At 35.0% G+C, this 26,139-nt stretch carries 24 protein-coding genes; 9 read left to right on the forward strand and 15 right to left on the reverse strand.

The features are described 5' to 3' along the window. Nucleotides 1-113: 113 nt before the first annotated feature. Nucleotides 114-767, forward strand: coding sequence for a DUF1232 domain-containing protein (locus MHH71_RS13485; protein WP_003194865.1), 654 nt, complete (start codon nt 114-116; stop codon nt 765-767). Nucleotides 768-1,143: 376 nt separating this feature from the next. Next, a complete protein-coding gene (locus MHH71_RS13490) occupies nt 1,144-1,347 on the forward strand; it encodes a hypothetical protein (protein ID WP_018767239.1) in 204 nt (67 codons plus the stop codon). Nucleotides 1,348-1,530: 183 nt separating this feature from the next. On the opposite strand, the gene MHH71_RS13495 is transcribed toward MHH71_RS13490, so the two are convergent. Then, nucleotides 1,531-2,952 (reverse strand): amino acid permease, encoded by a 1,422-nt coding sequence (locus MHH71_RS13495; RefSeq protein WP_006093337.1) that lies wholly within the window; start codon nt 2,950-2,952, stop codon nt 1,531-1,533. A gap of 231 nt (nt 2,953-3,183) precedes the next feature. Next, nucleotides 3,184-3,438, reverse strand: coding sequence for a hypothetical protein (locus tag MHH71_RS13500; protein ID WP_006093339.1), 255 nt, complete (start codon nt 3,436-3,438; stop codon nt 3,184-3,186). A gap of 281 nt (nt 3,439-3,719) precedes the next feature. Here MHH71_RS13500 and MHH71_RS13505 point away from each other — a divergent pair, with 281 nt between their 5' ends. Further along, a complete protein-coding gene (locus tag MHH71_RS13505) occupies nt 3,720-5,135 on the forward strand; it encodes a sigma-54 interaction domain-containing protein (RefSeq protein ID WP_006093340.1) in 1,416 nt (471 codons plus the stop codon). 64 nt (nt 5,136-5,199) lie between these two features. On the opposite strand, the gene truA is transcribed toward MHH71_RS13505, so the two are convergent. Together truA and MHH71_RS13515 are read right to left on the reverse strand one after the other, a co-directional pair. Continuing rightward, nucleotides 5,200-5,937, reverse strand: coding sequence for a tRNA pseudouridine(38-40) synthase TruA (truA, locus tag MHH71_RS13510; protein WP_006093342.1), 738 nt, complete (start codon nt 5,935-5,937; stop codon nt 5,200-5,202). A gap of 233 nt (nt 5,938-6,170) precedes the next feature. Continuing rightward, nucleotides 6,171-7,022 carry a DnaD domain-containing protein gene (locus MHH71_RS13515; protein WP_033798587.1) on the reverse strand — a complete coding sequence of 284 codons (852 nt, stop codon included), beginning with the start codon at nt 7,020-7,022 and terminating at the stop codon, nt 6,171-6,173. Between the two features lie 408 nt (nt 7,023-7,430). Between MHH71_RS13515 and MHH71_RS13520 the strand changes: the two genes are divergently transcribed. After that, entirely contained in the window at nt 7,431-8,879 is a 1,449-nt protein-coding gene (locus tag MHH71_RS13520; protein ID WP_006093344.1) for a L,D-transpeptidase family protein, read from the forward strand. A 234-nt stretch (nt 8,880-9,113) separates the two neighbouring features. Here MHH71_RS13520 and MHH71_RS13525 read toward each other — a convergent pair whose 3' ends face one another. From MHH71_RS13525 to MHH71_RS13550, 6 genes are all read right to left on the reverse strand, one after another. After that, a complete protein-coding gene (locus MHH71_RS13525; RefSeq protein WP_033794569.1) occupies nt 9,114-10,592 on the reverse strand; it encodes a WD40/YVTN/BNR-like repeat-containing protein in 1,479 nt (492 codons plus the stop codon). Nucleotides 10,593-11,034: 442 nt separating this feature from the next. Then, on the reverse strand, nt 11,035-12,420 hold the full coding sequence (gene rlmD / locus MHH71_RS13530; protein WP_006093348.1) for a 23S rRNA (uracil(1939)-C(5))-methyltransferase RlmD: 1,386 nt from the start codon (nt 12,418-12,420) through the stop codon (nt 11,035-11,037). 10 nt (nt 12,421-12,430) lie between these two features. Further along, complete coding sequence (locus tag MHH71_RS13535; protein ID WP_033798588.1) at nt 12,431-13,294, reverse strand: DNA-3-methyladenine glycosylase family protein; 864 nt, start codon at nt 13,292-13,294, stop codon at nt 12,431-12,433. A 59-nt stretch (nt 13,295-13,353) separates the two neighbouring features. Beyond that, complete coding sequence (pdaA, locus tag MHH71_RS13540) at nt 13,354-14,136, reverse strand: delta-lactam-biosynthetic de-N-acetylase (RefSeq protein ID WP_018782711.1); 783 nt, start codon at nt 14,134-14,136, stop codon at nt 13,354-13,356. Nucleotides 14,137-14,263: 127 nt separating this feature from the next. Then, nucleotides 14,264-15,787, reverse strand: coding sequence for a class I fumarate hydratase (fumA, locus tag MHH71_RS13545; RefSeq protein ID WP_018767229.1), 1,524 nt, complete (start codon nt 15,785-15,787; stop codon nt 14,264-14,266). Between the two features lie 245 nt (nt 15,788-16,032). Further along, nucleotides 16,033-16,215 (reverse strand): SE1561 family protein, encoded by a 183-nt coding sequence (locus MHH71_RS13550; protein ID WP_002174720.1) that lies wholly within the window; start codon nt 16,213-16,215, stop codon nt 16,033-16,035. Nucleotides 16,216-16,472: 257 nt separating this feature from the next. On the opposite strand from MHH71_RS13550, the gene yfkAB reads away from it, so the two are divergent. Next, nucleotides 16,473-17,600 carry a radical SAM/CxCxxxxC motif protein YfkAB gene (yfkAB, locus tag MHH71_RS13555; protein ID WP_016112955.1) on the forward strand — a complete coding sequence of 376 codons (1,128 nt, stop codon included), beginning with the start codon at nt 16,473-16,475 and terminating at the stop codon, nt 17,598-17,600. Nucleotides 17,601-17,638: 38 nt separating this feature from the next. On the opposite strand, the gene MHH71_RS13560 is transcribed toward yfkAB, so the two are convergent. Together MHH71_RS13560 and cax are read right to left on the reverse strand one after the other, a co-directional pair. Then, the gene (locus tag MHH71_RS13560) at nt 17,639-18,436 is read right to left on the reverse strand and encodes a YfkD famly protein (RefSeq protein ID WP_026008703.1); all 798 of its coding nucleotides are present in this window, start codon (nt 18,434-18,436) and stop codon (nt 17,639-17,641) included. Between the two features lie 293 nt (nt 18,437-18,729). Beyond that, nucleotides 18,730-19,785: a calcium/proton exchanger gene (gene cax, locus MHH71_RS13565; protein ID WP_029427592.1), complete on the reverse strand. Its 1,056-nt coding sequence runs from the start codon at nt 19,783-19,785 to the stop codon at nt 18,730-18,732. 187 nt (nt 19,786-19,972) lie between these two features. On the opposite strand from cax, the gene MHH71_RS13570 reads away from it, so the two are divergent. The 3 genes from MHH71_RS13570 to MHH71_RS13580 all read left to right on the forward strand — a co-directional run bounded on the left by MHH71_RS13570 (nt 19,973) and on the right by MHH71_RS13580 (nt 21,258). Beyond that, a complete protein-coding gene (locus MHH71_RS13570) occupies nt 19,973-20,389 on the forward strand; it encodes a pyridoxamine 5'-phosphate oxidase family protein (protein WP_003194829.1) in 417 nt (138 codons plus the stop codon). 152 nt (nt 20,390-20,541) lie between these two features. Further along, nucleotides 20,542-20,688, forward strand: a complete 147-nt coding sequence (locus MHH71_RS13575; protein ID WP_026008701.1) for a BH0509 family protein — start codon at nt 20,542-20,544, stop codon at nt 20,686-20,688. Nucleotides 20,689-20,829: 141 nt separating this feature from the next. After that, entirely contained in the window at nt 20,830-21,258 is a 429-nt protein-coding gene (locus MHH71_RS13580; RefSeq protein WP_003194827.1) for an EamA family transporter, read from the forward strand. A gap of 7 nt (nt 21,259-21,265) precedes the next feature. Here MHH71_RS13580 and MHH71_RS13585 read toward each other — a convergent pair whose 3' ends face one another. After that, the gene (locus MHH71_RS13585) at nt 21,266-21,862 is read right to left on the reverse strand and encodes a DedA family protein (RefSeq protein ID WP_003194825.1); all 597 of its coding nucleotides are present in this window, start codon (nt 21,860-21,862) and stop codon (nt 21,266-21,268) included. Between the two features lie 433 nt (nt 21,863-22,295). Between MHH71_RS13585 and MHH71_RS13590 the strand changes: the two genes are divergently transcribed. After that, nucleotides 22,296-25,088, forward strand: coding sequence for a dynamin family protein (locus MHH71_RS13590; protein WP_006093359.1), 2,793 nt, complete (start codon nt 22,296-22,298; stop codon nt 25,086-25,088). A 60-nt stretch (nt 25,089-25,148) separates the two neighbouring features. On the opposite strand, the gene MHH71_RS13595 is transcribed toward MHH71_RS13590, so the two are convergent. Both MHH71_RS13595 and lepB read right to left on the reverse strand, forming a co-directional pair. Next, entirely contained in the window at nt 25,149-25,571 is a 423-nt protein-coding gene (locus MHH71_RS13595; protein WP_006093361.1) for a hypothetical protein, read from the reverse strand. A 14-nt stretch (nt 25,572-25,585) separates the two neighbouring features. After that, nucleotides 25,586-26,119 carry a signal peptidase I gene (gene lepB, locus MHH71_RS13600; protein WP_003194819.1) on the reverse strand — a complete coding sequence of 178 codons (534 nt, stop codon included), beginning with the start codon at nt 26,117-26,119 and terminating at the stop codon, nt 25,586-25,588. Nucleotides 26,120-26,139 lie beyond the last annotated feature (20 nt).

The raw sequence follows: 26,139 nt of genomic DNA on the forward strand, positions 1-26,139 counted from the left end.
TTTCATTGCATATTATGCAAATGTTGAGCAACTGTGCCTGTCAGCTTCATATACTTGTAATAAAAAGCTCCACATTTTTTCAACACCTTAGAAAAAAAAGGAGTGCCAAAACTATGTCTACTCAAAATCCAAATGATAAACTTGGTACCTTATTAAAAAAATTATTAAAAGAACGTGCCTTATCTATGCGCCAATTAGGAACACTTACAAACATTGATCCTTCCACAATTTCAAGAATTATAAATGGTAAACAACAAGCAAAACAAAAACACCTGCAAAAATTTGCAGAATGTCTGCAAATTCCACCGCAAGTGTTATATGATGCAATCTATACAGATTCCCCTCATACAAAAAAAGAAAAAACAGATATGTACACATCACTTGATGCAATTCAACAAACATTACAATCCTCCAACTTATTTGATTATGAGTACACAACAACTCGTGTGAAACAGGAACTTGAAAATTATGAAAGATATGCACAAACAACAGAAGGTCAGAGACGCATTCATGAGAGTTTCTCAACAAAACTAGAGCAAATTGATAGTACAGGTCCTTTCATTGAGCAATTAACAGATATGTATCATCAATTTTGCAAAGAGTCCACTCCTCTCAATGAGCGTGCTATCATTGGAAGTGCCCTACTGTACTTTGTTTTATCAACAGACATTATTCCAGATTATATATTTCCAATTGGCTATTTGGATGATGCAATTGCAGTTGAGTTAGCAAAAGAGAAATTGGCTGATATAAAGAAGAAAACTTAGAGGCTGCTCAAGAAAAATGGAACTATTTCGGAATTCTAATTTGACTAGCTTCTGAAATAGTTCCATCCTAAAAAATCGTACAAACATCAAAGTTTGTACGATTACACGACAGGTACTTTTCATATTACATGATGTATCTTATCCTTTTATTAGGAAAACCTTAATTTTTTCTTATTTTTGTGTATGACACCATTCATAGATAAAAGCGGTAATCACTTTCGTAAACTCAATCAACTGCTGAACTTCAACTTCTTCATTTTATCCATAACTTAAGATGAAACTTTTCTTACTCTTTCACAAATCAGAATTTCACCACACGAATTGGGAAATTTTATGTTATAATTTAATTATAAATTTATAAAAAGGGGCTAAGTTGATGATAAAAGATAAACGACTGAAACGCTTATATTATCTGTACCTTTTCCCTGCAATCCTATGCATGATGTTTTTTCTCAACAGCGACATGAATAGCCTTCCTTATGCACAGCTACTCGGGACAGTTAGCGGTTGTATCGCAGCGATTATGCTTGCTGCTTTTTGGACTGTTAAACTACAAATCAAAAAAGATCAATCCTCTTAGTCTACATGTATTTTATAAAAAACGAGCTATCTGGTAGATTAGCTCGTTTTTTTGATTTTCATTTCAATACTAATGATATCCTGTCATTCTCTACATATAACATAAAGCTGTGATTATGTACCTACGGTTGATTTTTTTATAACACTATTACTCATCTACATAAAAATCAAACCTAAAATTCCATCATAAACTTTTTACTTCTACTGTGTCCTTCTTTTCAATGTGTTCCATTGATTTTTTCTTATTTTTTGTAACACGGTAAAACAGTAAACAAACAATCATAAATGGAACACCACAATACAATGCCATACGTTGATCTGGAATAAAAGCCATGCCCACAATTACAGTCATATTTAATCCGAAACAAAGAAGCGGCACAAACGGATACAACGGCGTTTTAAATTTCAAATCCTTAATATCCCCGCCTTGCTTTACGTACATTCTTCTACTAAGAAAATTTGATAAACCAATCGATGCCCAGACTAGTATTCCACCGAATCCTGCAATAGAAAGAAGCCATAAATAAACTGTATCCTCTGCATATATACCAGATAATAAAGAAAGACAACCAAAAATTGTACTTGTAAGTAATGCATAAATAGGAACACCGTTTTTAGATAACTTCCCAAAAATTGGACTAATCATCCCTTGCTTCGACATAGACCAAAGCATACGAGAAGTTGCATATAAGCCCGAATTTGCTACCGATAACACCGCTGTAATAATAACAAAGTTCATAATATCTGCGGCATACGGAATCCCAATTTTATCAAATACAACTACGAATGGACTTTCTACTAATCCCGCTTTTTCCCATGGGAATAACCCAGCGAGTATGAACATAGAAAGTATAAAGAAAATGAATATACGCCAAGCTGTATTTCTAATTGCTTTCGGAATGGTTTTCTCCGGGTTTTCACTCTCACCGGCCGTAATCCCAACAATCTCGGTCCCCTGAAAGGAGAAATTAACGGCAATCATGGTAATTAGAATCGCTTTCAGTCCATTCGGGAACAGTCCCCCGTGATCAGTAAAGTTTGAAAGCATCGGTGCTGCGTCATTTCCTTTCATATGTAAAAATCCAAACATCGCTGCCCCGCCTAAAATAATAAATGCAATAATTGTAATTACTTTAATGCCGGCAATCCAAAACTCAACCTCTGCAAAACTCCGTGAGGATAATGCATTAATCGAAAAAAGAAGGACTGCAAACACGACGCACCATATCCAAGATGGTACATGCGGAAACCAGCGCTTCATTAAAATACTTACTGCAATCAACTCAATCCCTATCGTAGCAGCCCAGTTTAACCATGACATCCAACCAACTACATAACCTACCGCAGGCGAAATATACTTTGTAGCATACATTTGATAAGATCCTGCATTCGGCATAGCAACAGCTAACTCTCCAAGACAAAGCATCGTTAAATACATAACAAAGCTCCCAACAAGATACGCTACAATCGCACCGCCTGGCCCTGCTTCATGAATTGTATAACCTGATCCTAAGAAAAGACCTGTGCCAATAACCCCTCCAAGTGCAATCATAAATATGTGTCGACTTTTTAGCTCTCGCTTTAACTCCTGATTTTGCTTTTCCATATGAGCCCCCCTAGCAGAAATGTAAACGCTTTAAAAAATAATATAAAAAAATAAAGTGCATACTCATGATTACGATAGAATTGTAACAAGAGGGAGATTTTTCAAAAGAAAATCTCCCAATCCAAGGAAATACCTATCATACGATAAATAGTTGCTACTAAAATTTTTTATAATTTTCCACAATTGTTTAAAAGATCCTTAGAAAACGGTACATCATCCAGAAGGACTATATTAATCACTTCCTGTAATCAATAAATCATCCCTGACTGTTATTAATAATGTTTTCTCCGTGATAACTTGTCCTTCTTCTACTTCTAGCAATTCCACATAACCGCTGATTCCCACTTTAACTTCTACTTTCCGTTCATCCATCGTTTCAATTAAAGCTAATTTCTCCCACTCATATACGTAGGAACTTTCATTAATAAATAATTTTGCAACTCTGCCATAGCAAGGGCTGTACACGTTTTCTATTACTGTTTTCATCTTTTAAACCCCTCTTTCTTATTAAGTGCGCATGTAACTCTTTTCCCCCACCTCCAAATTTATAAGATTCAACTACTATTCATGCAAGATATATACCAACCTAATTTCTTACTTAGGATTAAGAGATAGTACTGAAAAAATCTGAATTCCACGCAATATCTTTCTTCTCTTTTAAAGATTTTTCACCTTAAACATGCAAATTTTTTTTGCATACTCGCAAAAATTTTATTAAAATTAAGAAAAATCAGTCTTCATAGGGTATAACAAGGAGAAGATGAAACATGTATACAGAAGAAATCAATTTCAAAAAATTAGTTAAAATGAATATGCTATATGAAACTTTACTGAATGAAATTGATATTGGCATTCATATGATTAACGAAGAAGGTAAGACGATCATTTATAACCGCAAAATGATGGCGATTGAATCGATGGATCATAAAGATGTACTATATAAAAATCTTTTAGAAGTATTTGCTTTTGAAGAAAACCAGAATAGTACTCTTATAGAGGCATTAACACTTGGAAAAGCAAAGAAAAATATAAAACAGACTTATTTTAATAATAGGGGGCAAGAGATTACAACGATTAATGACACCTTCCCTATAGTGAAGAATGGAAAAATCAAGGGCGCTGTTGAAATCGTAAAAGAATTTCCTCCATTAAGGCAAACGAGTAAAGGGCGCGCGATTCGAGGGCATCATACGAAATTTACCTTCAATCATATAATAGGTAATTCAGGCGCGATTCAATCGGTTATTACAGAAGCAAAAAAAGTAACGCGTACCTCTTCCTCTATACTGATTGTGGGAGAAACAGGAACTGGAAAAGAACTATTTGCACAAAGTATTCATAATAAAAGTCAACGTGCTGGAAAACCTTTTATCTCACAAAATTGTGCTGCCATTCCTGAAACTTTAATGGAAAGCTTATTATTCGGTACGAATAAAGGAGCGTTTACAGGCGCAATCGATAAACCAGGCTTATTTGAAGAAGCACATGGTGGAACTTTATTGTTAGATGAAATTAACTCGCTAAGCCCTGCACTTCAGGCTAAATTATTGCGGGCAATACAAGATAAAACAATACGAAGAATCGGCGGATCACAAGAAAAAGAAGTCGACGTTCGAATCATAGCTACCATTAATGAAGATCCGATTGAAGCTATCACGCATAATCGCCTGCGAAAAGATTTATATTACAGACTAAGCGTCGTTACTTTATTTCTCCCACCTTTAAGACAGCGGAAAGAAGACATCTTACCGCTTCTTCATAGCTTTATTGAAAAATATAATATGCAGTTTGGTTTACGAGTACAAGGTGTGGATGACAGCGTAATAAATTTCTTCTATAAACACGATTGGCCCGGCAATATACGCGAATTAGAGCACATAATTGAAGGGGCTATGAACTTAATTGAAGATGAGGACGTTATTACAACATCCCATATCCCAGCTCGTTTTTATGAGCTAACAAAAAACGAATCCCCTATTCAACCTCCTCTAGCTAGATGGGAAACAGATAAATTAGATCATACATCGAAAACTTTAAAGAACACAATAAAAGAAATGGAAAGAGAATATATTATTCAAATGCTTAAAGAACATAATGGAAATATCTCGCAAGCCGCAAAATACTTAGGATTAAGTAGACAAAACTTGCAATATCGATTAAAAAAGTATGGGCTAAATACGTAATCATAGAATGTTCTATAAGCATAAAAAATAAAGGCCGTTCCGAAAGGACGGTCTTTATTTTTCCCTAAAAATCAACCTTCTCCAAATACAATCCACTCGCATCCGCAAGACAATTAATTTGATTTCGTTGTTTCGCTTCTAAAATTTGTGGGATCACTTCAGCATCTAACTGACCTAATCCAACTTCTACTAATGCTCCAACGATTTTTCTCACCATATTGTGAAGAAATCCATTTCCGTTCACTCTAATTTGGATGAAACCTTCACTTTCCACGACATCGAGCATATATATTTCACGAACCATAGATTTCTTTTTAGATTTAGCATTAGAAAAAGCAGTAAAATCATGTGAACCAATTAAATATTGCGCTGCTTTTTGCATGTTTTCAATATTTAACTTTTTCCCAACATGCATGCTGTATTTACGCATAAATGGATTTGTATGTTCCTCATTCCAAATTTTATATAAATACGTTTTCGCTTTTGAGTTGTAGCGAGCGTGGAAGCGTTCTGAGATTAACTCTACATCAGTAATACTAATATCGTTTGGTAAGTATTGATTTAAATACTTTTTAACTTTAAGTTCTGGTAAATTCTCATCAATCTTAAAATTAGCTACTTGGTGAAGAGCATGTACACCAGCATCTGTTCTGCTGCAGCCAATAATTTCGATTTCTCTTCCGGTCATTTCTGATAATACACTTTCGATTTTCCCTTGAATCGTATTATCATTATTTCCAAGACGTTGCCAACCTTTATAGCGGCCTCCGTCATATTGAATTGTTAATTTGTAGTTGTTCATTGTTTTCTGCTATTAAAAACATAGACATTTTCCTATTCATGTTTTTATTAACAGACTCACCGCCTTTCTTTTTCCGTTACATAAAACAAAAATTTTAAGCATTCTATGATGTTTTTCGTAATCTTCTTTTCATAGTAACACAAGACAGCTGATTAGGCGTCTACTTCTGCCAATGTATTATGCGCATAGACCACACATATTAAATCAATAATGTATAATCTCCCTTTTCTAGTTCACGGGCGCCACCCATGTTCCTGCAAGAACTTCTGTAGCTCTTCTTCAGACGGTACGTTTTTCTCCCATTCTTCACAATCATTTAGAAATTTCTCAGTATCATGGGCAACAGACGGTTCCTTCTTCCGAAACCTCACTGCTGCTTCCTCTACTTCACTAAGCCTCGTATATCCTTTTTCATGCCAGTCCCGTAAAATGCCCTTCACATAAGCAAGCGTCCGCTTGTTATTTTCATAGGCAATCTGGAGTGCTTTCAATACAAGTTCATCTGACAGATCATCCATCCACGCATTCAGTTCCTCCATCGTATGCGGTGACAAGCTGTCAAAGTTTTGTTCATAAAACGTGAATACATTACCTCCCGAATCAATTTCCCCATCTGTTTCACAGCTTTCGGCATCATCTTGAGGAACAGCTTGAGACTCTTCAACCGGCATGCCAAAATGCTCCAATAACAGCGGAATGCTCAGCCCTTCCTCCAAACATTTTTGAAGAAACATATGTAAAAACTTTTTGCTTTTCACAGTCTTTAGCTCACGCAAAACACATTTCTCGATGTTCGTGTTCGTAACTAGGTTATAGCGCACCCAGTTCTGGATGTATAGCTCCTTCGTTTCTGCATCATATAATATTTTTCCATAGTCAATGAACCGCTGCAGTAGCTTCTCAGCAGTCTCCCGGTTATAACCTGTTTCCATCTCCGCCAAACGCTTCGGTAACGGATAAATGCCGCATTGCGTCGTTTTAGAGCATGTCAGCAAGTATATGTAAAAGTATCGTTCCTCCGGCGTTAAGTCCAATACAAAATCATCCTGCCAAAAATTCACCTGTACATTCCGGTATACTGCCATATTGATTCCTCCCATCTTTTGCGGCACATAGGAAATTGCCGTTTCCTTAATAGATATAAGGACGAATGAGGAAATTTGGCAATTTGATTTTTAAAAAATGACTAATACGGTTTTATTTCTTTTAGGATGATTCTTGTAGTAGTAGTTTTTTTTTGTTTTTGTAATGATTTATTACTTGTAAGGGGCTTGGGATGGGCTTGCAAGGGCATTGTAAGGGACTATTCATTGTGAATCAAAAGAATTTAGCTATCCTTTTGATATCTCACTCTATTAAAAAAATACAAATTCAACCAATTCAATGCGATAAAATCTAGTCAAAAATAATGAAATTTTAAGAATAATAAGGTACACTAGTCAATGGTTTTAGTTTAAAATCGGTTGACGTTGATGTATACGGAGGAATAGTTTATGAACAACAACACAATAAATGAATCAGTTGAAGAAGTTGATAGAAAACGAGTAAACTCAAGCAAGCGTTTTAAAAATTGGAAGTTTATCACAGCAGGTGGCGTCGTTACAATTGCACTTCTAATTGGGGGAATGAGTTATTATCAGGCAACTCGTTTCAATTCACAGGTTACGATTAATGACACAAAAGTCGGCGGTCTGACTGCTGATCAGGCACTAAAGAAATTAAAAACATCTGGATTAGAAAACAAAGTCTATGTCGGCCAACAACAAATTTTAGATGAAAAAGATACGCAAACGGAACTTACGGAAGAAGATTTGCCTAAAGTTAAGAAACTATTAAAAGGCCAGTGGACATTTTTCCCTTCCTCAAAGGAAAAGGATTATTCGTTGCTACCAGAAAAGGCGGATCAGTATCGAAGCGAAACGATGAAAAAACTTGTAGAAGAAAAACTCATATCTATGAATAAAAGTTTAAAAGCGCCTCAAGATGCTATGGCGAAGCTCGAACAGGGCAAAGTTGTTATCTCAAAAAGCATTGACGGAAAACAGTATGATGTTGCTAGTCTATTAAAGGATTACGACAAGCAGAAATATAAAAGTGAAATCCATCTGAATCCTGTATACATACAGCCTATTAAGGAAAACGATTCGATTGTCAAAAAAGAAGAACAAGCGCTACAGGATCTTCTTCAACAAACCATTGATTATAAGGTACAAAATGAAGTTTACTCTTTAAAAGCTAAAGATTTAATTCAAAATGCCTCTATGTCAAAGGATATGAAAGTTACAATCGACGCGAGCGACATTAAGAACAAGATTGCTGAAATTAATAATTCTAAATCAACATTAAATAAAGACTTCGCATTTAAAACCCATTCTGGTTCGGTCATATCAGTAAAAGGACAAGGCTATGGCTGGGCAATACATATTGAAAAAGAAGCAAAACGAATCCAAGAAGCCTTCGAAAAAGGGGAAAAATCGCTTTCCGCTTCTAATATTTACGGAAATGGCTGGAATAATGAAGGCATCGGTTATGAAACAACAGCGAATAATGGCATTGGAGACACGTATGCGGAAGTGTCTATTGCAGAACAGCAAATTTGGATTTACAAAAATGGAAAATTGGAAGTCACAACGAATGTAGTAACTGGTAAACATAGCACGAGTGAAGATACATCACCAGGTGTGTGGTATGTACTCTATAAACGATCACCGTACACACTCAAAGGTAGCGCAGTAGGTAAACCCGATTATTCCGTTAATGTAGATTACTGGGCTCCGTTCACAAATGGCGGACAAGGATTCCACGATGCCGGCTGGCGGACAAACTGGGCCAATAATGCCTATTTAACGGGAGGATCGGGCGGATGTGTTAACCTTCCTCCTAGTGTTGCGAAAACTGTGTATGATAATCTCAGCACTTATGAACCGGTTGTCGTGTACTAGCGAATAGCAGTATCTCAAGTATTTTCTTTATAAAAACAAAGAAGCAGGAAATCCTAAGTGATTTTCTGCTTCTTTGTTTTTATTATTTATGCTCCGCATTTCTCCTGTGCAGGGTGGAAAACAGTTGTATACTTATATTCAACTGCCATAAAGACCCATTTGCTTATGGTATTGTTCACTGTTGCACCTGCAACGGAGGCCATTTTATTTATTCACCTTTAGTACTAACTCTAACTATTTTTCAACTTCCTTTATATATTCCCATGTTTCTCCTTTATCTTTTGATTGATAAAGTGCGCTACTATCACCATTATAATCTCCATCTGCTCCTTGTCCAACTAACATATTAAAAACTCCATCTTTCTCATAAGGCATACCAGGAGAATCAAAAGGACTTATTATAGACTGTGTATGATCTAATTTCACTTCATGAGGTGTATAATTTATCTTTTTAAAAGATACGCCCCCATCATCTGTACGATATAGCTCTCCGTTAGTACCAGAAGGACGGATTGCTCCTAAAAATCCAAGTTTATCATTTATGAAAGTTATTCCTGATACACTACCAATTCCTCCGATGAATGGGTCTGTATTTATAACCTCCCATGTTTTACCTCCATCAATAGTCTTGCTTAGTGAATAAAAAGCACTACCTAATGCTTTTTCTGTCATATTTAGTTTATAACCAACTTCTTTTGATAGGAAAAACTGTTCCTTGCTATTAGTTAAATCTTGTTGCTTCTCTTTAGAACTCTTTTGATTTGGTTTAGTATTTAGTTTACTCCAATTCGGGTCACCTATTAAGTTATATCTAGCAGGTACTAACTCTTTCTCTTTTCCAGGGACAAATATAGATACAGTATATCCAATGATTTCAGAAGTTGCTTCTTCAAGTTTATGCTCCTTACCATCCTCATTAATATTAATAATTCCCTCCGTATTGTACCCCCAATTCCTTTTCCCGTAATAAATCAATCCATACTTACCTTCATTCCACTTACTAACTGTTCGCTTAACTGGAATAGCCTTAACCGTTTTAATTAAAGGTTCTACTAGCTTATCATCATCATAATCAGGATTTGCATATCCATTTCGTATTATAGTAATGTCTTGTGACTTTTTTTTATTATAAGTTATTAAGTAAGTTTCCTCTTTTCCATCAGCATTTTTCCCATAAACAAATGTATCAAACGCTGTGATTGTTCCATCTGAATGAAATGTAAGATCAAAATCAGTTGCCATATATAATTTCTTTGGCAAAGTATATTTTTTATTTATGTCTTCAAAAATACCTTCTACCCCATATTCATATATATTATTATGTTTAAATTTAACTGACCTTTCATGTTTTAACCTTTCTATAAACCATGCAAGCTTGCCTCCATAATTTGTTGCACTTTTATAAATCTGTACTCCATAAAATGATGTGATTACCACAATAATGATAATAGAAATATATTTCCATGCAGTTAAATTAGTTAATTTTTTAGATTCATATTCTCTATCTTTTATCATTTTCATTGTAGTAAATGTAATTATAGATATAAAAAATACTATACATAATAATAAAATATAAATATTATAATTCATTCTTCCATACGTACAGAATGAAGCTAACTCATAACAAAAAATCCAGTATCCAATTATTAATATTGGATTTGTTAATAATGATATAAGTATCCTTTTTGCATTTTGCTTAAGTATAAAAATCACTCCTAATTAAATTGATTATATTTATCTATATTGAGTATACTTTGTTTTACCAAATATTTGTATAATCCTTTAATCATCATATTATTTACTTACATACGAATTAAAGTTAAAGTAATCGGAATTTATATAGGAATTACAAACAAATAAAAAAGCACTCCATCATGCAAAGATCAGTGCTAATTTCTATTAACATTATTCCAATAGACGTAAACCAAAAATTCACTGTACTCATATCGCAGATGCATTCGCTCAAATAAGTGTTCTAAGGCTGTTTAGTGATGACAAACAAAGCATTACATCAGGTTTTCATCTAAAATAAACAATTCATTTTTTAATTCAAATCACTATCCGTTACTTATGATACGATTCAGCGTAATTCATCCTGAATAAAAATTAGGCCTTATCGATTTTTCGATAAGACCTATCTCTCACTGCTACACCTTTAATTTTCTTTTCTAACAAGCCTTACCACATTTTCCACATGCGCCGTATGTGGGAACATATCAACCGGTTGTACATATTCCACTTCATAACTCTTCATTAATGCTTTCACATCACGCGCTAATGATGAAGGGTTGCAAGAAACATAAACAACTTGCTTTGGTTGTACTTTTAAAATTGTTTCAAGTAACTTATCGTCACAACCTGTACGCGGTGGATCAACCACGATTACATCTGGACGCCAGCCTTCTTTCACCCATTTTGGTAGCCATTGTTCTGCCTTTCCAGCTTCGTACTTTGTATTTGTAAATCCGTGACGTTTCGCATTTTTCTTTGCATCTTCAATCGCTTCTGGAATGACATCCATACCGCGCACTTCTGCTGCATCATTTGCTAGCCAAAGCCCAATTGTACCAACGCCACAATATGCATCAACGATTTTTTCTTTTCCTGTTAACCCAGCAGCTTTTTTCGCTTCGTTGTAAAGGACAACAGTTTGTTCTGGATTCAACTGGAAGAATGCACGTGCTGATAATTCAAATGATAAATCACCGAGTGTTTCTTGAATGACTTCTTTTCCAGCTAAGTTGAATGTTTTGTCACCGAAAATAACAGATGTTTTACGCCAGTTCACATTTTGCATAATCGATTTGACTGTTGGCATTTGTTTTTGTACTTCTGCGATAAATTGCTCTTTATTTGGTAATTCTTCTTTTGTTGTAATTAATGTGACTTGTACTTCCCCTGTTTGAACTGCAGCACGTGTCACAATTGTACGCACTAGACCTTTTTGTTTTTTCTCGTTGTAAATAGAAATGTTCAATTTTTCTAATATACGTCGTACAACTTTTGTCGCTTCGTTTGTTGCTTTATGCTGAATCATGCAGTGAGAAATATCAATTAATTGATGTGAGTTCTGTTTATATAATCCTGTAATTACTTTTTCATCTTTACGCCCTACTTGTAATTGACTTTTATTACGATAATGCCATGGGTTTCCCATACCAAGTGTTGGACGAATGTCAGCTTCCATGCTTCCGTTCATATACTTTTCAAAGGCTTGTACCACAATATCTCGCTTTTGATTCAACTGTTCTTTATAATCTAAATGCTGCAATTGACAACCACCGCATTCATCATATACTGGGCATGGTGGTTTTACGCGATGCGGTGATGCTTTACGAATTTTTTTCACTTTCGCTTCAGCAAAGCCACGCTGAATTTTCGTTGTTTCCGCAACAACTTCTTCTCCTGGTAATGCCCCTGGAATGAAAACAACTTGTCTCTTAAAATAACCAACGCCTTCTCCGTTAATCCCTAGACGCTTAATTGTCACAGGAAACGTTTGACCAACTTCCAACTTACTCTCATGTTGCTTTTGTACCATTATTACACCTCTACTCTATACTTTTCCATAAATACAACGCTGCATAACTGCAGTATGGTTCACACTCTTGTTTCATTTTTTCTAAAAATGCATCATCTGGTTTATCCTCTAATTGAAATATACCTTGAAGTGCACGCTGAATCCCAATATCTGCTTTTGGGAACATATTTTTCCGTCCGAGCCCAAACAGTAAAAAGTTTTGCACCGTCCATGCACCAATACCTCGCACTGGTAACAATTGTGCTGCTACTACTTCTTCTGTTTGTTTTTCTAGCTCCACTAAATTTAACTTACCTTCCACAATATGTTTTGCTAGTCCTACCATATATTCAGCTTTTCGTTGACTAAATTTCTGATTTCTGAGCTCTTCTATTGAAATATTCGCTACCCTTTCTGGTGTTGGGAAAAAGAAAACGCCATTCTTCTCTGTTCCATATCGCTTTACAAATTGTTCTGTAAGAGAAGTAGCAAATTTCAAATGAACTTGTTGATGAATAATACAACGAAGAAGACAAGCAAAATAATCAAACTCTAAAACAAGTGGTGTATAGGCATATGTTTCAAAAAGTGGACGTAATGATGTGTTTCTAAAATGGGTTTGTATATCTTGAAAAGATTCATTCCATTGAAAAATGGAATAGATGCGTTTCATAACCTTCTCTTGTTCACCTGTCTGACTTGAAACCCAAAATTGTGGGTTTTGAAGCGTACCAATTCCTTGTACGCGGACAACAATTTGTTCTTCATCCATAAGAAGTGGGACATAAACTATTTTCTCTTCTAATTGAACAACATTGAGTGGATCAAAAGACAAACGCCTGAGTACCTCTTCAAAATGGTACGAATCCTTTAACGTAACATGTTCGCTCCACATACGTTTCCCCATCCTTTTTACACATCATTATAGCATGAGAAAACCGTAAGCATACATGCTTACGGCTGATTGCTTTTTACTAAATCATCCAGGCTTTTAAAATGATACCCTTTCTCGCGCAAATCATCAATGATTTTCGCAAGCGCTTCTGCATTATCTTTTGATATAGCATGAAGTAATATAATGGATCCTGGATGAATCATATTCATTACATTATTATGAGCATATTGCCATCCTCTTTGCTGATCTACTTTCCAATCTAAAAATGCAAGCGACCAAAATACGTTATAATATCCCATTTCTTTCGCAAGAGCTAGCGTACGCTCACTAAAAATCCCACGCGGAGGACGTACATATTTCACTTCTTTTTGTCCGGTTACTTTTTTAATTTCATCCGTTACACTTTGTAATTCTTCACGAAGTTTCTCATCATTTACAGTTGTAAAATCAGGATGGCTTCGAGAGTGGTTTCCAATAATGTGACCTTCATTTTTCATTCTTAATAATAACTCTTTTTGCGTCTTTATATAATGACCCGTTACAAAAAATGTTGCTGGCACTTTCTTTTCTTTTAGTACATCCAAAATTTTTCCAGTATATCCATTTTCATATCCATTATCAAATGTTAAATATATATCTTTTTTCTTCGGGTCTCCTAAATAAAAACCACCATTACCCCGGAGTAGGTCAGTAAATTTTTCCCCTGCATCTGGCGGGATCTCATTTTTTGCTCGCGGAATCCCCCAGTGATTTGGTGCGTTCGTATACGCGAAAGCAGAAACTGGAACAAGTGTCATTATAATTGAAAAAATGAGACCTATATATAACCATCTATGCTTCATAAATAGTCTCCTTTCCATATATCATCGTACCTGTAGTTTCTGTTTTCAATATTCCTTTCATTCTAAACAAGTTTTTCTATATGTACCAAAAAATGCACCTCGAATGATTCGAGATGCATTTTTCCACTTACTTAAATACCGGTTCTTTAAAGCTTGCTAATTTTTCAAATGATGTTTTATCTACATCTGCGTGTAGGCTATTACCATGAGAGTCCATTGTTACAACAGCTTTAAAGCCATCAATACGTAGGTGCCACATTGCTTCTGGAATACCAAATTGTAAGAAGTCGACATCTTTCACTTCTTTAATACATTCTGCATAATACTGCGCAGCACCACCGATTGCATTTAAATATACACCACCATGTTCTGCTAGTGCCGCTAATGTTTTTTCTCCCATGCCGCCTTTACCGATGACAGCACGAATACCAAACTTCTTCATAATGTCGCCTTGATATGGCTCTTCACGAATACTTGTCGTTGGACCTGCCGCTTTAATTTTCCAATTGTCATTTTCATCTTTCACTACAACTGGACCACAGTGATAAATGATTTGTCCATTTAAATCTACCGGGCAATCGTTATCCATTAAATGCTTATGAATTGCATCACGACCTGTGTACATCATCCCGTTAATGGTAACGACATCTCCAACGCGAAGTTCACGAATTTGCTCCTCTGTAATTGGTGCCTGCAGTACAATTTCACGCTGCTCACTTTTTGCGTGCTCCACTTCTTGTTGAAGTGTATTTTCACCTTCTTGATATAACCAATCGATAATCTCACCTGTTTCAGGATGAATTGTTACACCAAGGCGACGATACGCCCAACAATTATATGCAACAGACACATAGAAACTAGCTGGCAGACGATTGTATACTCCAATTTTACAACCAAGTAAGGTTGTTTCTCCACCAAATCCCATCGTACCAATGCCAAGCTTGTTCGCATTCTCTAATACGTATTCTTCAAGCTTCTGTAATTCAGGAATTGGATTCACATCATCTAATGTGCGAAATAGTTGGTTTTTTGCCAACTCATAACCTGACGTACGGTCTCCCCCGATACCAACACCGATTACTCCTGCACTACACCCTTGTCCTTGTGCTTGATATACCGCATGAAGAAGGCATTTGCGAATCCCTTCTAAATCACGACCTGCTCGTCCAAGTCCTTCTAATTCACAAGGTAAGCTATACTGAATATTTTTATTTTCACAGCCGCCTCCTTTTAAAATTAAACGAGCATCAATATAATCTTTCTCCCACTGCTCAAACTTAATCACAGGTGTACCTGGTCCTAAGTTATTACCGCTATTATCTCCGAAAAGAGAATCAACAGAATTCGGACGAAGTTTCCCGTCCTGTGTCGCCCGCTCAAGCGCACTGTAAATTGCTTCTTTCATTTGTAATTGATTTACGCCAACTGGTGTATAAATTTTGAAGGTTGGCATCCCTGTATCTTGGCAAATTGGAGAGATGTTTTCATCTGCCATTTTAATATTATTTGTAATGGTGCCAAGCGCCATTGCAGAACGAGTCCCTGCATTTTCTCGTTCTTTTGCTCGTTGAATTGCACGACGAACATCTTTCGGTAAATTCGTTGATGTTTCAACAATCAGTTGATACATACTTTCTTGAAGCTTTTCCATTGTTACTTCCCCCTCAATTGTGAACGCTACCAAAACGCTACGAGATGAAATTTTCACCCTTAAGTCTCTAGAGTCTTTGTTTTTATTTTATGACTCTTAAGATCAAACGAAATTTTTCACAACTTGATTATACCCTTTTTTCCATATTCCTTCTATTTAATCGGGCAGGAAATCTATATATTTTCTAATAAAACAGCGCATTTACAGAAAACGGCTACCAATATATAATTGGTAGCCGTTTTATATTATTCGTCTTTTTTAAATTGCTCACATTTCAGTTCTAATTCATCTAACATCGCAAGAAGACGATCTACATCTTCTAATTCTACCTCTTCTGGTTCAATTGTATCAATTACTTCGATGAACATATTTAAACGTTCTTTTAAATATACTAATTGTGAATCTTTATCTTGAATTGCTTTTCCCACAAAGGCACTCTCCTTTTTATTCGAGTTACTCTTATTATACCGCAAAAATGATTATCACGAACATGAATTTTCATCATTTTTGCCACAATACTTGATTACATACAAGCAGACATTTAAATTACTTCCTCCATCACTTGAAGTGAAATCAACAGATGAAGAATTTTTGTTACAAAAAGTTTCACTTTATAAAACGTCCATATTCTTCTATTATAGAGGATGGACAAATTGTTATTTCAACAGTCAAAGGAGTATTTCAGATGAGTATATCACAAACAATGAAGCCGATTACTCCTTCTTACGATCCATGGGAAGCGTATATGGACCTTGAAGAGTACGGCAAACTACTATTAACAAACGTTGAATTTACAACGACAACGTTATGCAATATGCGCTGTGAGCATTGTGCTGTTGGTTATACATTACAGCCAAAAGATCCAAATCCGCTTCCAATGGAACTTTTATTAAAACGATTAGATGAGATTCCTCATTTACGTTCTTTAAGTATTACGGGCGGAGAACCAATGCTCTCAAAAAAATCCGTCGACAACTATGTAACACCACTCTTAAAATATGCCCATGAACGAGGCGTTCGCACTCAAATCAACTCAAACTTAACTATAGATTTAGCCCGTTATGAACAAATTATTCCTTATTTAGATGTGTTGCATATTTCACATAACTGGGGAACAATTGATGATTTCGTTGAAGGTGGATTTGCAATGATGGAGCGCAAACCTACTTATGAACAACGTGCTAAACTATTTGAACGAATGATTACAAATAGTAAAGCTTTATCAGATGCAGGTGTTCTCGTGTCAGCAGAAACAATGTTAAATAAACGTACCCTACCACATATTGAACACATTCATCGTCAAATCGTCGAAGAAATGGGCTGTAAGCGCCATGAAGTACACCCTATGTACCCAAGTGATTTTGCTAGCAACCTTGAAATTTTAACAAAAGATGAAATTCGAAGTGCAATCGAGCATTTATTAGATATTCGTGATGAAAATATATGGATGTTATTTGGCACACTACCTTTCTACGCATGTAGTAATGATGAACGTGACTTAGCTACATTAAGAAAATTACATTTAAGCAAAAACGTGACGGTTCGTAACGATCCAGATGGGCGTTCTCGCTTAAATGTAAATATTTTTGATGGCAACATTATCGTAACAGACTTTGGTGATATTCCACTGCTTGGTAACATTCAAACAAACACATTACAAGAAGCCTACGACAGATGGTGTAGTTCGAAAACAGCGAAATCATTAAGTTGTCACTGCCCTGCTGTAAAATGCCTTGGGCCAAATATTCTTGTGAAAAACAGCTATTATCCAACCGAGGATTTCTTAACAAAAGAAACAAATATTACACTGTAGCAAAAAAAACGTCAGCATATTTAGCTGACGTTTTTTTGCTATTGTGGATAAGGCGAAGAAATAAATTTAAAGGATACATAATCTTGTATAGGAATAGATGCCCCAATTCCTTGTGAAGTAATATTTTTAATGACAAGCCTCTTCTGATTTCCTTTTAAAACAAGATATACTTCTCCAAATGTAACTTTTCCTTTTTCATTTACCGCTGGTGTATATGCATATAAATACCCAAGTTGTTTTGGACTGATATTATATACACGCTCATTTCCAGTACCATAACCAATTGTTGTTTTAAAAGAAAGAGGAAGCTGCACCTTCTCCATCGCCTTTAAAAGAATCATCTTTTTCACATCATCTGTATCTTTAATATAGGCTGTTAAACCACCTTCTACCGTTTTTTGCGATTCTTGTTTGTACCGAAGCGGATATAACCGCTCCACACCACGGTTATCATATACATTACGATTTACTTGCTTATATTCCCAATTTATCGCTGTATCTGTTGATTCATAATTTAACGGCCATTGACCTAAATAAATTTTCGCCCTATATCCAACTGCAAGAGGTGCATTTGAAATCGAAGTTTCATTAAACAACCGAATTAAATCTGGGTTTTCGATTCGAATGGTCGATGTTTTCAGTAATTCTTTCGCTAGTTCACTTGGCTGCAAACGCGGTAAATCTTGCGCTTCATTTGGATACGTATTGTCCTTTGAAATATTCAAAACAGATGAAGGCATCTTTACGTTTATTGTTGTCTTTGCAGAGCTACTATAAGGAAATAATAAAATAAACGAGACCATAGTTGAAAGACATATGCTGTACACTCGTTTCACCTACTTTACCCCTTCCTAATTTAAGAGTGTATAAATCATTTAAATAGCTATTAAATACAAATTGAAAAACCGACATAAAACCTTTCTTTTTAGGTGGGATAGAGCATCTGGTCATGCATAAAAGCGGTCAGATCCTCTTCCTGCCCCCATGCCAAGTGAAAACAAAGAGAGAAAACAAGTGCATGTCACCTTTTGTTCTTCGTAGCAGCGACTTATATGCCTGCAAATCAAAATGGATTTATATATTAACTATCTCTATTATTTTCTCTCCGTAATATTGTTATCCCAATTTTTTATAACAAGTAAAAGCCAATTCCCATAATGAAATAAGCGGCTAATAATGTTCCTCCTTCAAACCAGTTCGTATCTCCATCATTTGAAATTGCAATTGTTAAAAAGACCGCTGTAATCATGGACACAAGTTCCGGCATTGTAAATACAAGGGGCATTTTTACCGTAAAAAACATCGAAAGTATGATGAGAACAGGGGCAACGAACATGGCAACCTGCAAGGTTGAACCGACTGCAATTTCAACTGCAATATTCACTTTATTTTTATAAGCCATAATAATTGCAGAGGCATGCTCCGCGGCGTTACCAACAATCGCAACAATGATAACCCCGATAAATAATTCCGACCATCCAAATGATTTTGCTACCGTTTCAAATGTATGAACAAGCGCCTCGGATACATAAGCAACAGCCGCTGTTGCAATCGCTAAAATAAGTAATGCTTTCCCTTTTGACCATTCAGGCTCTTCCTCATGTTCTACTTCATCGCTTTTATGCTGATACACACCACGATGCGTAACCAGTTTAAAGAATAGTGCGGCTAAATACATGACAATCATGATGATTGAAACCCCAATACTTAATTGATATGTTTTGTCTATACTCATCTTCATTGAAAAAACTTCTGGAATAACAAATGCTACAACAACTGCAAATATTAGTAAGGCCGAATTATGCCTTGCATCATAAACATTAAAACTTTGTCTTTTATACTTGAGCCCTCCTACAAAAAAAGAAAGACCTCCAACTAACAATAAATTGCCAAGAACGGAACCAGTTAGTGAAGCAAGTACGACTTCAGTTAGCCCTGCTTGTAATGCAAAAACTGAAATGATAAGTTCAACCGCATTCCCGAAGGTTGCATTTAATAGCCCACCAATTCTTGGTCCAGAGACAATAGCTAAACTTTCTGTCGCTCTTCCCATAAAAGCAGCGAGAGCAATAATTGTAATGCAATACACAGCAAACATAATTGTTTGTGGCCAATGCAACGTATTTCCAAGAATAGAAAGCGGTACACCAGCAAGTGCAAGTATTAAGAAAATTTTATTAAACATATTTTCCATCCTTTCATCGTATGTATTTCCCCCACTATTATCATTATTCTTCTCCTAACTTGTCCCATTTCATCACAAATACGTTTAAAAAATACGATTGAAGAAAAAAGTATGAAAGAGTGTAAAAAATTTTAAGCAACAAGTTTCCGCAGAATGAAATTACGGATAACAGAAAGGGGCTCAAAAAATGAATTTAAAAGAAAAAATTGCAACTATTATTGAAGGACAAAGAACAGGTGTATTAGCTACCGTGCGTGAAAATAAGCCACATAGCTGTTTTATGATGTTTTTTCATGAAGACTTTGTATTATATGTCGCAACAGATCGTAATTCCAAAAAGGTAGTAGATATCGAACAAAATTCAAATGTACACGTGCTACTCGGAAGAGAAGGGAAGAAATGGGATGAAGATTATATCGAAGTAGAAGGCACCGCTTCAATTGAAGAAGAGCAAACATTAAAAAATAAATTTTGGAACAACAACTTAAAACGCTGGTTACTCGGCCCTGAAGATCCTAACTATGTACTTATAAAGATCAATCCAAATACAATTTACTACATCGATAGTGCTGGTACGACTCAACCAGAGTTTTTACGACTGTAATTCAAAAACAAGCCCTTTAAAAGGGCTTGTTTTGTCGAAAAGTTCTTATCAAAAAAAAGATAAAAAAGATGGAACTTTCTAAAGATTCTGTTATATAATAGTATCAACTTAAATAAACTGTATTAAAACAGATTGGGAGGAGAAACAAAATGATGAAAAGAGAAGAACGGAAAAATATGATTGAGTTTATTGAAAAGAAAAAGGGAATTGAGCGTGAAGAGCTTTTATTTATGACAGATGATGAAGTAGAACACATTTATAATGTAACGTACTTTTTATATGAAGAAATTGCAGAATAATAGATCAAAGGCCCATCTAACATCTTTATGTTAGATGGGCCTTTACTATTTTCATAGTTATATTCAAAACATCCTCTTGCTATCCGTTATACTTGAGAATGATTTTCATGTATAATAATACAAGACTGGAGGAATTTTACTATGAGTTCATGGCTATTATTCGCATTATTATCAGCAATTGCTGCAGCACTTGTATCCATTTTTGGAAAATTTGGTTTAGAAGGAATCGATGCCAATGTGGCAACAACTATCCGTTCAATCATCATGGCACTATTTATGATAGGTGTAATTATGATACAAGGTAAATTTCAAAATATTGGTGACGTTCTAATGAATAAAAAAGCACTGCTATTTATCACGTTAAGTGGTATAGCTGGTGCCTCATCATGGCTGTTTTATTTTCTCGCCTTAAAAACAGGAAAAGTTTCACAAGTTGCTCCTGTAGATAAATTAAGTGTTGTATTTTCAATTATTCTTGCAATAATTATATTAGGCGAAAAATTAAACTTCATGACTGGAATGGGTGTTGTATGTATTACAGCAGGTGTTCTCTTCATTGCTTTCAGCTAAAAACCGCTTAACTAGCGGTTTTTTTTCTTCTTATGTAGAGCCATACAATAAGTACAACTACTACTGAGATAATTAAAATCCACATTCCATAATGATGCAAACTATATTCAACAAAGCGCCACTTCTCTCCAAGTTTCCATCCAAGTCCAATAAAAACGCTAATCCAGATGAAAGCACCACCGTATGCGTATAGACAAAATCTCCAAAACGTTAAATTTGACATACCAGCAAAATATGCAGTTAAATGACGAACTCCTGGTATAAAATATCCAATCATTATTAAAAAAGGACCATATTTTTCAAACAAAACATGCGTTTTTTCAATTTGCTTTTCTTTAATTCCTATCTTTGGACCATATTTTTTTAATACAGGCAGTCCAAGTTTTAAGCCAAGTATGTAACTTAAAGTAATTCCAAGTACCGCACCAGCCATTCCACTTAAAAAAGCAGCTGTCCCTGACATAGTTCCTTTCGAAATATTATAACCAACAAACGTCAGCAAAAACTCATCTGGTATTGGCAGACCCACTATTCCACCCGCAAGAGCTATAATAATTCCCAAATACCCATAATGTGAGATTAACTCACCAATATGTTGTTCCATTTGGATGACACATCCTATGCACAATCGTTATTCCATATTGTACCCTCTCTATCTTTTAAGCAAACATGGTATACATATTCACTATACATCGTTTTTATAATGAACTCTACTCCTATTCATCTTACCTGTAATGAAACTTTTTACTACTTTTAATCTTCATTTTTCAGGACCTTAAGGTGTGAATGCATATTGTCCACGAATAGCGTGATAAATCCATACTTCACTTCATAATTATAAGAAAATCCGACTTCCCAAGCGTGATTTTTGTTACAATAAAGAAAAGTTACATTTAGCATCGGTTTGACTCTCAAGAAAAATGATATAGGCAGTAAACATATATTTAAAAAGATTACATGCATCTTCCATCCGTGTAGAGTACTATGCATCCTTTTACATAAAAATCATTTTTCTAAATTATACAGGGGGAAAAAACATGACCATAGAAAAACAATTGATTCAAAAGGTATACTATGAAACATTCTTAACTGAACAGGATTCTGTTCAGGCTCCTCAAGTACTTGGGGAAGCATATGTAAATGAAGCTGAAAATGAATTTTCCAATATCGCTAACATTCGTTTCGCACAAGGAGAAGTTAATTATCATCATAAAGATTTCGAAACAGCCATCTTCAAGTGGGAGAAAGTAAACAATGATCTCTCTCTATGGGCAAAAAAAAATATAGCAGACGCTTATTTTGAATTAGGATTGCTTTCAATGGCAGAAGAAATCTATACATCGATTCAAACAGAAGACACAACACTGACAATGGAAGTTTCATTGCAACTTCTTTCTCTGTACATCGAACAAAATCGCTTAGGACTTGCTTTTAAGGTCATTAGTGAAGCAGTTTCATTCCAACCAGACTATCCAAATATCACTGCCATTGCTCGTTCCTTTTATGAGAAACAGCAGGATTGGAACAATGCTATTGACCTTGCTGTTCAAGAAGGAATTCGAACGAAATCATTACATTGGTTTGAGATTTTAACAAGTTATGTGAATCAAGGATTCACAAAACAAATGAAACCAAAATATTTTTATGAAGCATTAAAAGTTTTATATACCGTCGATTCCATTCAATTTAAGCAACTTGTCTCATCACTTTGGAAAATCTATCAAGATGAGTCAACCTACTTATTATGGATTCAAACAATCAATCACCTTTTTTTACACGTCGAGGTAGATTCTTACGACTCATGGGATGAAATTGTTACTCTTTATCAAGACACCTACTGTGAATTAATTACAGGACAATACTTGATGCATGAACTACAGGAACTTATTCCAGACTTGTTAACAAATTGGTTTAGCTTAACAAAAGCAGAACATTCTCTATTTGTTTCCGCTGCAACGTTAGCATGGAATGAGATTTCACCTAAAAGCCTTGATACATTACTTGTAAAAAGCGCTGAAACACTCCTTTCTAGTTCAAAAACAGTTAACACAGTTGATCTAGACAAAGTTTCAAGCTTATTTGAAACTATTGTCGTATGGGCAGAAAAGAATGATGTAGACTTAGGTCATTCTTTCACATGGCTTGTTCGAGAACTTTCCGACCTAAACGTACAACAAGTTCTCGTTACAGGTACGAATGATGCTAGTAAATCATCCTTTATCAATTCTATATTAGGGGAAAGTATACTAAAAAATTCTCCTGGAGCCGCTATCATATTTAAAGATAATGCGCAAACAGAAATTACAGAACTCACGGATTTAACAATAAGAACTACTTCCAATTTGGATGAATTTTACGAAATGATGGCTGTTCCTCCAAAATCAGAATCTGAGCAGAAATGTATTGAGTTTAAATTACCATGTAGGTTTTTACGAAAAAATAAATTCTCATTTATCGTTACACCAGGTTTTGATGGAAATGGCAATAAAGAGAATACAAATCTTGAATACTTACATGCAACCGATAATCTATTATATGTTCTTAATACCTCTTCGCCTTTACTTGATGAAGAAATCGATACACTACTATACATACGAGAACAAATACCGACTTTACAAGTTCATTTTGTTTTAAATACAATCGATACAATCTTTAGTGATGAAACAGCAAATAAAATGCTAAATGAAACCGAGTCTAAAATACGTGTACATTTTCCAAATGCACGAGTATTCCCTTACTCATCTTTAGAAGAGAACAGCGGGCAACTAAGTGATTTAACAGAATCCATTACTTCAAACTTTAATAATAGAAATATAGAAACCGAACGCACGGAAAAACTATTATGGTTTATTCAAAAGACCATCACGTATCTCTTAAATGAACGCGTACAATTAGAAAATACGTTAGTAAAGTCAATCCGTTGGAATAAACACCTTTTAGTGAAATTAAATGGCTTCATTAATAACCTGACTGCTATTGAAAAAGATAAGACTCGCTCTATTACAGACTCATATCGTTTAACGAAAGATGAAATTATACATGATCTTCATGATCAAATTCCTGAATTATTGCAGAGCTGTTCCGATTTAGTTCATGAAGATAGTGACTTTAAACAAGTTCCTGAAGAATTAAATGCAGCAATGAATGAAAGAATTCAAAAACATTTACAACAAATGATATTACCTAAGTTTACTCAATCTATTCAAGAATGGATTGAAAAAGTCCATAATGAATTTATTCAAAGTCAATCTTATTTAGATGAAATGAGTGAAACATTTAATAAATTATACGAAGAAGAACGTATGAAACTACCATGCGATTTCCAACTACTTGATGATTGGCGCCGCGATGTTGCAAGGATGACAAACCGGATCAAAGTTGATGATGTGAATATTTTACTACGCTTTACACCAACACAATTTCTATTAAAAAGTGCTGGAAAGCTATTCGGTAACATGCAGAAAAATCAATCCATGCTTTACAACAAATATAAAAATTATATCGAGACCGAAGACTATACAGATGTAACAACAACTATTTCTGAACAGTTCTTCCTTCAATTTGAATTATTCGAGAGTGCATTAGAACGTGATATTATGATGTTCTTTAAAGAACCTCTTAGCATATTAAAGCAAACTGTGGAAGCTGCACATCTCGAAATAAATGAAGATGAAAATGCATTAACGAAACTAAGAACAAATCCAGAAACATATCATGATCCTTTAACACTGTTTAAATTACAGTTATTGCAGTACAAATTCATGCTAAATGAAAAAAACGATGAAGCCCCTTCTTTGAAAATAGCAACGAACGAGGCACCTACAATTTAGGTAAATACAAAAAACCAAGCAAATTGTAACAATTGCTTGGTTTTTTACTTATATTCTATTTCACATATCCCAATTAACATCATTAACCTTTGCATCAATTTTCACACGCTTAATGAATTTCTTTCTTTCATCTTCTTTATGAATTAACTTATGTACATAACGACGTTTGCTTAATACATCCCTGCATGCTTTATTATAATTAAAAATTTCCTGGCAGCGCTTATCCTCATATAAAACCTTGAACCATGTATACCGCTTCAGTTTTTCTATGTGTCGCTGCACTCTTTTCTTTTTCCGTTCTTCTCGTTCCGCTAATCTTTCTAATGCATCCTCTACCACTTCATCTAACATAAAGTCTCCAGCGACTCTTATAATACTAACAGTCCCTCTTACAATCCCTTTACCTGCATCAACACATATTTCACTTAATGCAATTGCTGCGCGACCAACTCCTACTAGAATGTGTCCAATCATATCCTCCATATTATCCCTTCTTTCTAGTTCACAATTTTCATATGATCAAACGGATAATAGATTGCAGTTAATGTGCCAAGCACTTCTGTTTTATGAATCAGTCCTAAGCCGTTACGGCTATCTCTACTCACTAAACGATTATCTCCCATGACAAAAATTTTATTTTTCGGAATCGTAATAGGACCAAAGTCTTCAGTTAAATTAATAAGAAGTTGTTTCGCTTGTTTTTTATTTTTATCTAAATAAGGTTCACTTTGCACTTGATGATTTACGTATAATTGGTCATTTTTCATCTCAATTACATCTCCTGGCAACCCAATAATTCTCTTCACATAAAAATTATCAGTCTTTACTACAATAATATCTTCACGCTCATAGGTTTCAAATCTCTTTGCTAACTTATTAATAATTACTTTATCCCCATCTTGCAATGTTGGCCTCATAGATGCTCCCTGCACAGTTGTTGGAAAAAACACAAAAATTTTCACTAAAAAAAACAACAAACACGCAATAGCTAGTATTTCAAAAAGCTCACGAAAGCGACTTTTCTTTTTCATTTTCCATCTCTCATTCCTCT

This window comes from Bacillus sp. FSL H8-0534 (genome assembly GCF_038005885.1).
Taxonomy (GTDB): domain Bacteria; phylum Bacillota; class Bacilli; order Bacillales; family Bacillaceae_G; genus Bacillus_A; species Bacillus_A pseudomycoides.

Bases quoted from the DNA above. Each gene is read 5' to 3' on its own strand.
- MHH71_RS13485 (WP_003194865.1), top strand. From the start codon at position 114: ATGTCTACTCAAAATCCAAATGATAAACTTGGTACCTTATTAAAAAAA.
- MHH71_RS13490 (WP_018767239.1), top strand. From the start codon at position 1,144: ATGATAAAAGATAAACGACTGAAACGCTTATATTATCTGTACCTTTTC.
- MHH71_RS13495 (WP_006093337.1), bottom strand. From the start codon at position 2,952: ATGGAAAAGCAAAATCAGGAGTTAAAGCGAGAGCTAAAAAGTCGACAC.
- MHH71_RS13500 (WP_006093339.1), bottom strand. From the start codon at position 3,438: ATGAAAACAGTAATAGAAAACGTGTACAGCCCTTGCTATGGCAGAGTT.
- MHH71_RS13505 (WP_006093340.1), top strand. From the start codon at position 3,720: ATGTATACAGAAGAAATCAATTTCAAAAAATTAGTTAAAATGAATATG.
- truA (WP_006093342.1), bottom strand. From the start codon at position 5,937: ATGAACAACTACAAATTAACAATTCAATATGACGGAGGCCGCTATAAA.
- MHH71_RS13515 (WP_033798587.1), bottom strand. From the start codon at position 7,022: ATGGCAGTATACCGGAATGTACAGGTGAATTTTTGGCAGGATGATTTT.
- MHH71_RS13520 (WP_006093344.1), top strand. From the start codon at position 7,431: ATGAACAACAACACAATAAATGAATCAGTTGAAGAAGTTGATAGAAAA.
- rlmD (WP_006093348.1), bottom strand. From the start codon at position 12,420: ATGGTACAAAAGCAACATGAGAGTAAGTTGGAAGTTGGTCAAACGTTT.
- MHH71_RS13535 (WP_033798588.1), bottom strand. From the start codon at position 13,294: ATGTGGAGCGAACATGTTACGTTAAAGGATTCGTACCATTTTGAAGAG.
- pdaA (WP_018782711.1), bottom strand. From the start codon at position 14,136: ATGAAGCATAGATGGTTATATATAGGTCTCATTTTTTCAATTATAATG.
- fumA (WP_018767229.1), bottom strand. From the start codon at position 15,787: ATGGAAAAGCTTCAAGAAAGTATGTATCAACTGATTGTTGAAACATCA.
- yfkAB (WP_016112955.1), top strand. From the start codon at position 16,473: ATGAGTATATCACAAACAATGAAGCCGATTACTCCTTCTTACGATCCA.
- cax (WP_029427592.1), bottom strand. From the start codon at position 19,785: ATGTTTAATAAAATTTTCTTAATACTTGCACTTGCTGGTGTACCGCTT.
- MHH71_RS13570 (WP_003194829.1), top strand. From the start codon at position 19,973: ATGAATTTAAAAGAAAAAATTGCAACTATTATTGAAGGACAAAGAACA.
- MHH71_RS13575 (WP_026008701.1), top strand. From the start codon at position 20,542: ATGAAAAGAGAAGAACGGAAAAATATGATTGAGTTTATTGAAAAGAAA.
- MHH71_RS13580 (WP_003194827.1), top strand. From the start codon at position 20,830: ATGAGTTCATGGCTATTATTCGCATTATTATCAGCAATTGCTGCAGCA.
- MHH71_RS13585 (WP_003194825.1), bottom strand. From the start codon at position 21,862: ATGGAACAACATATTGGTGAGTTAATCTCACATTATGGGTATTTGGGA.
- MHH71_RS13590 (WP_006093359.1), top strand. From the start codon at position 22,296: ATGACCATAGAAAAACAATTGATTCAAAAGGTATACTATGAAACATTC.
- MHH71_RS13595 (WP_006093361.1), bottom strand. From the start codon at position 25,571: ATGGAGGATATGATTGGACACATTCTAGTAGGAGTTGGTCGCGCAGCA.
- lepB (WP_003194819.1), bottom strand. From the start codon at position 26,119: ATGAAAAAGAAAAGTCGCTTTCGTGAGCTTTTTGAAATACTAGCTATT.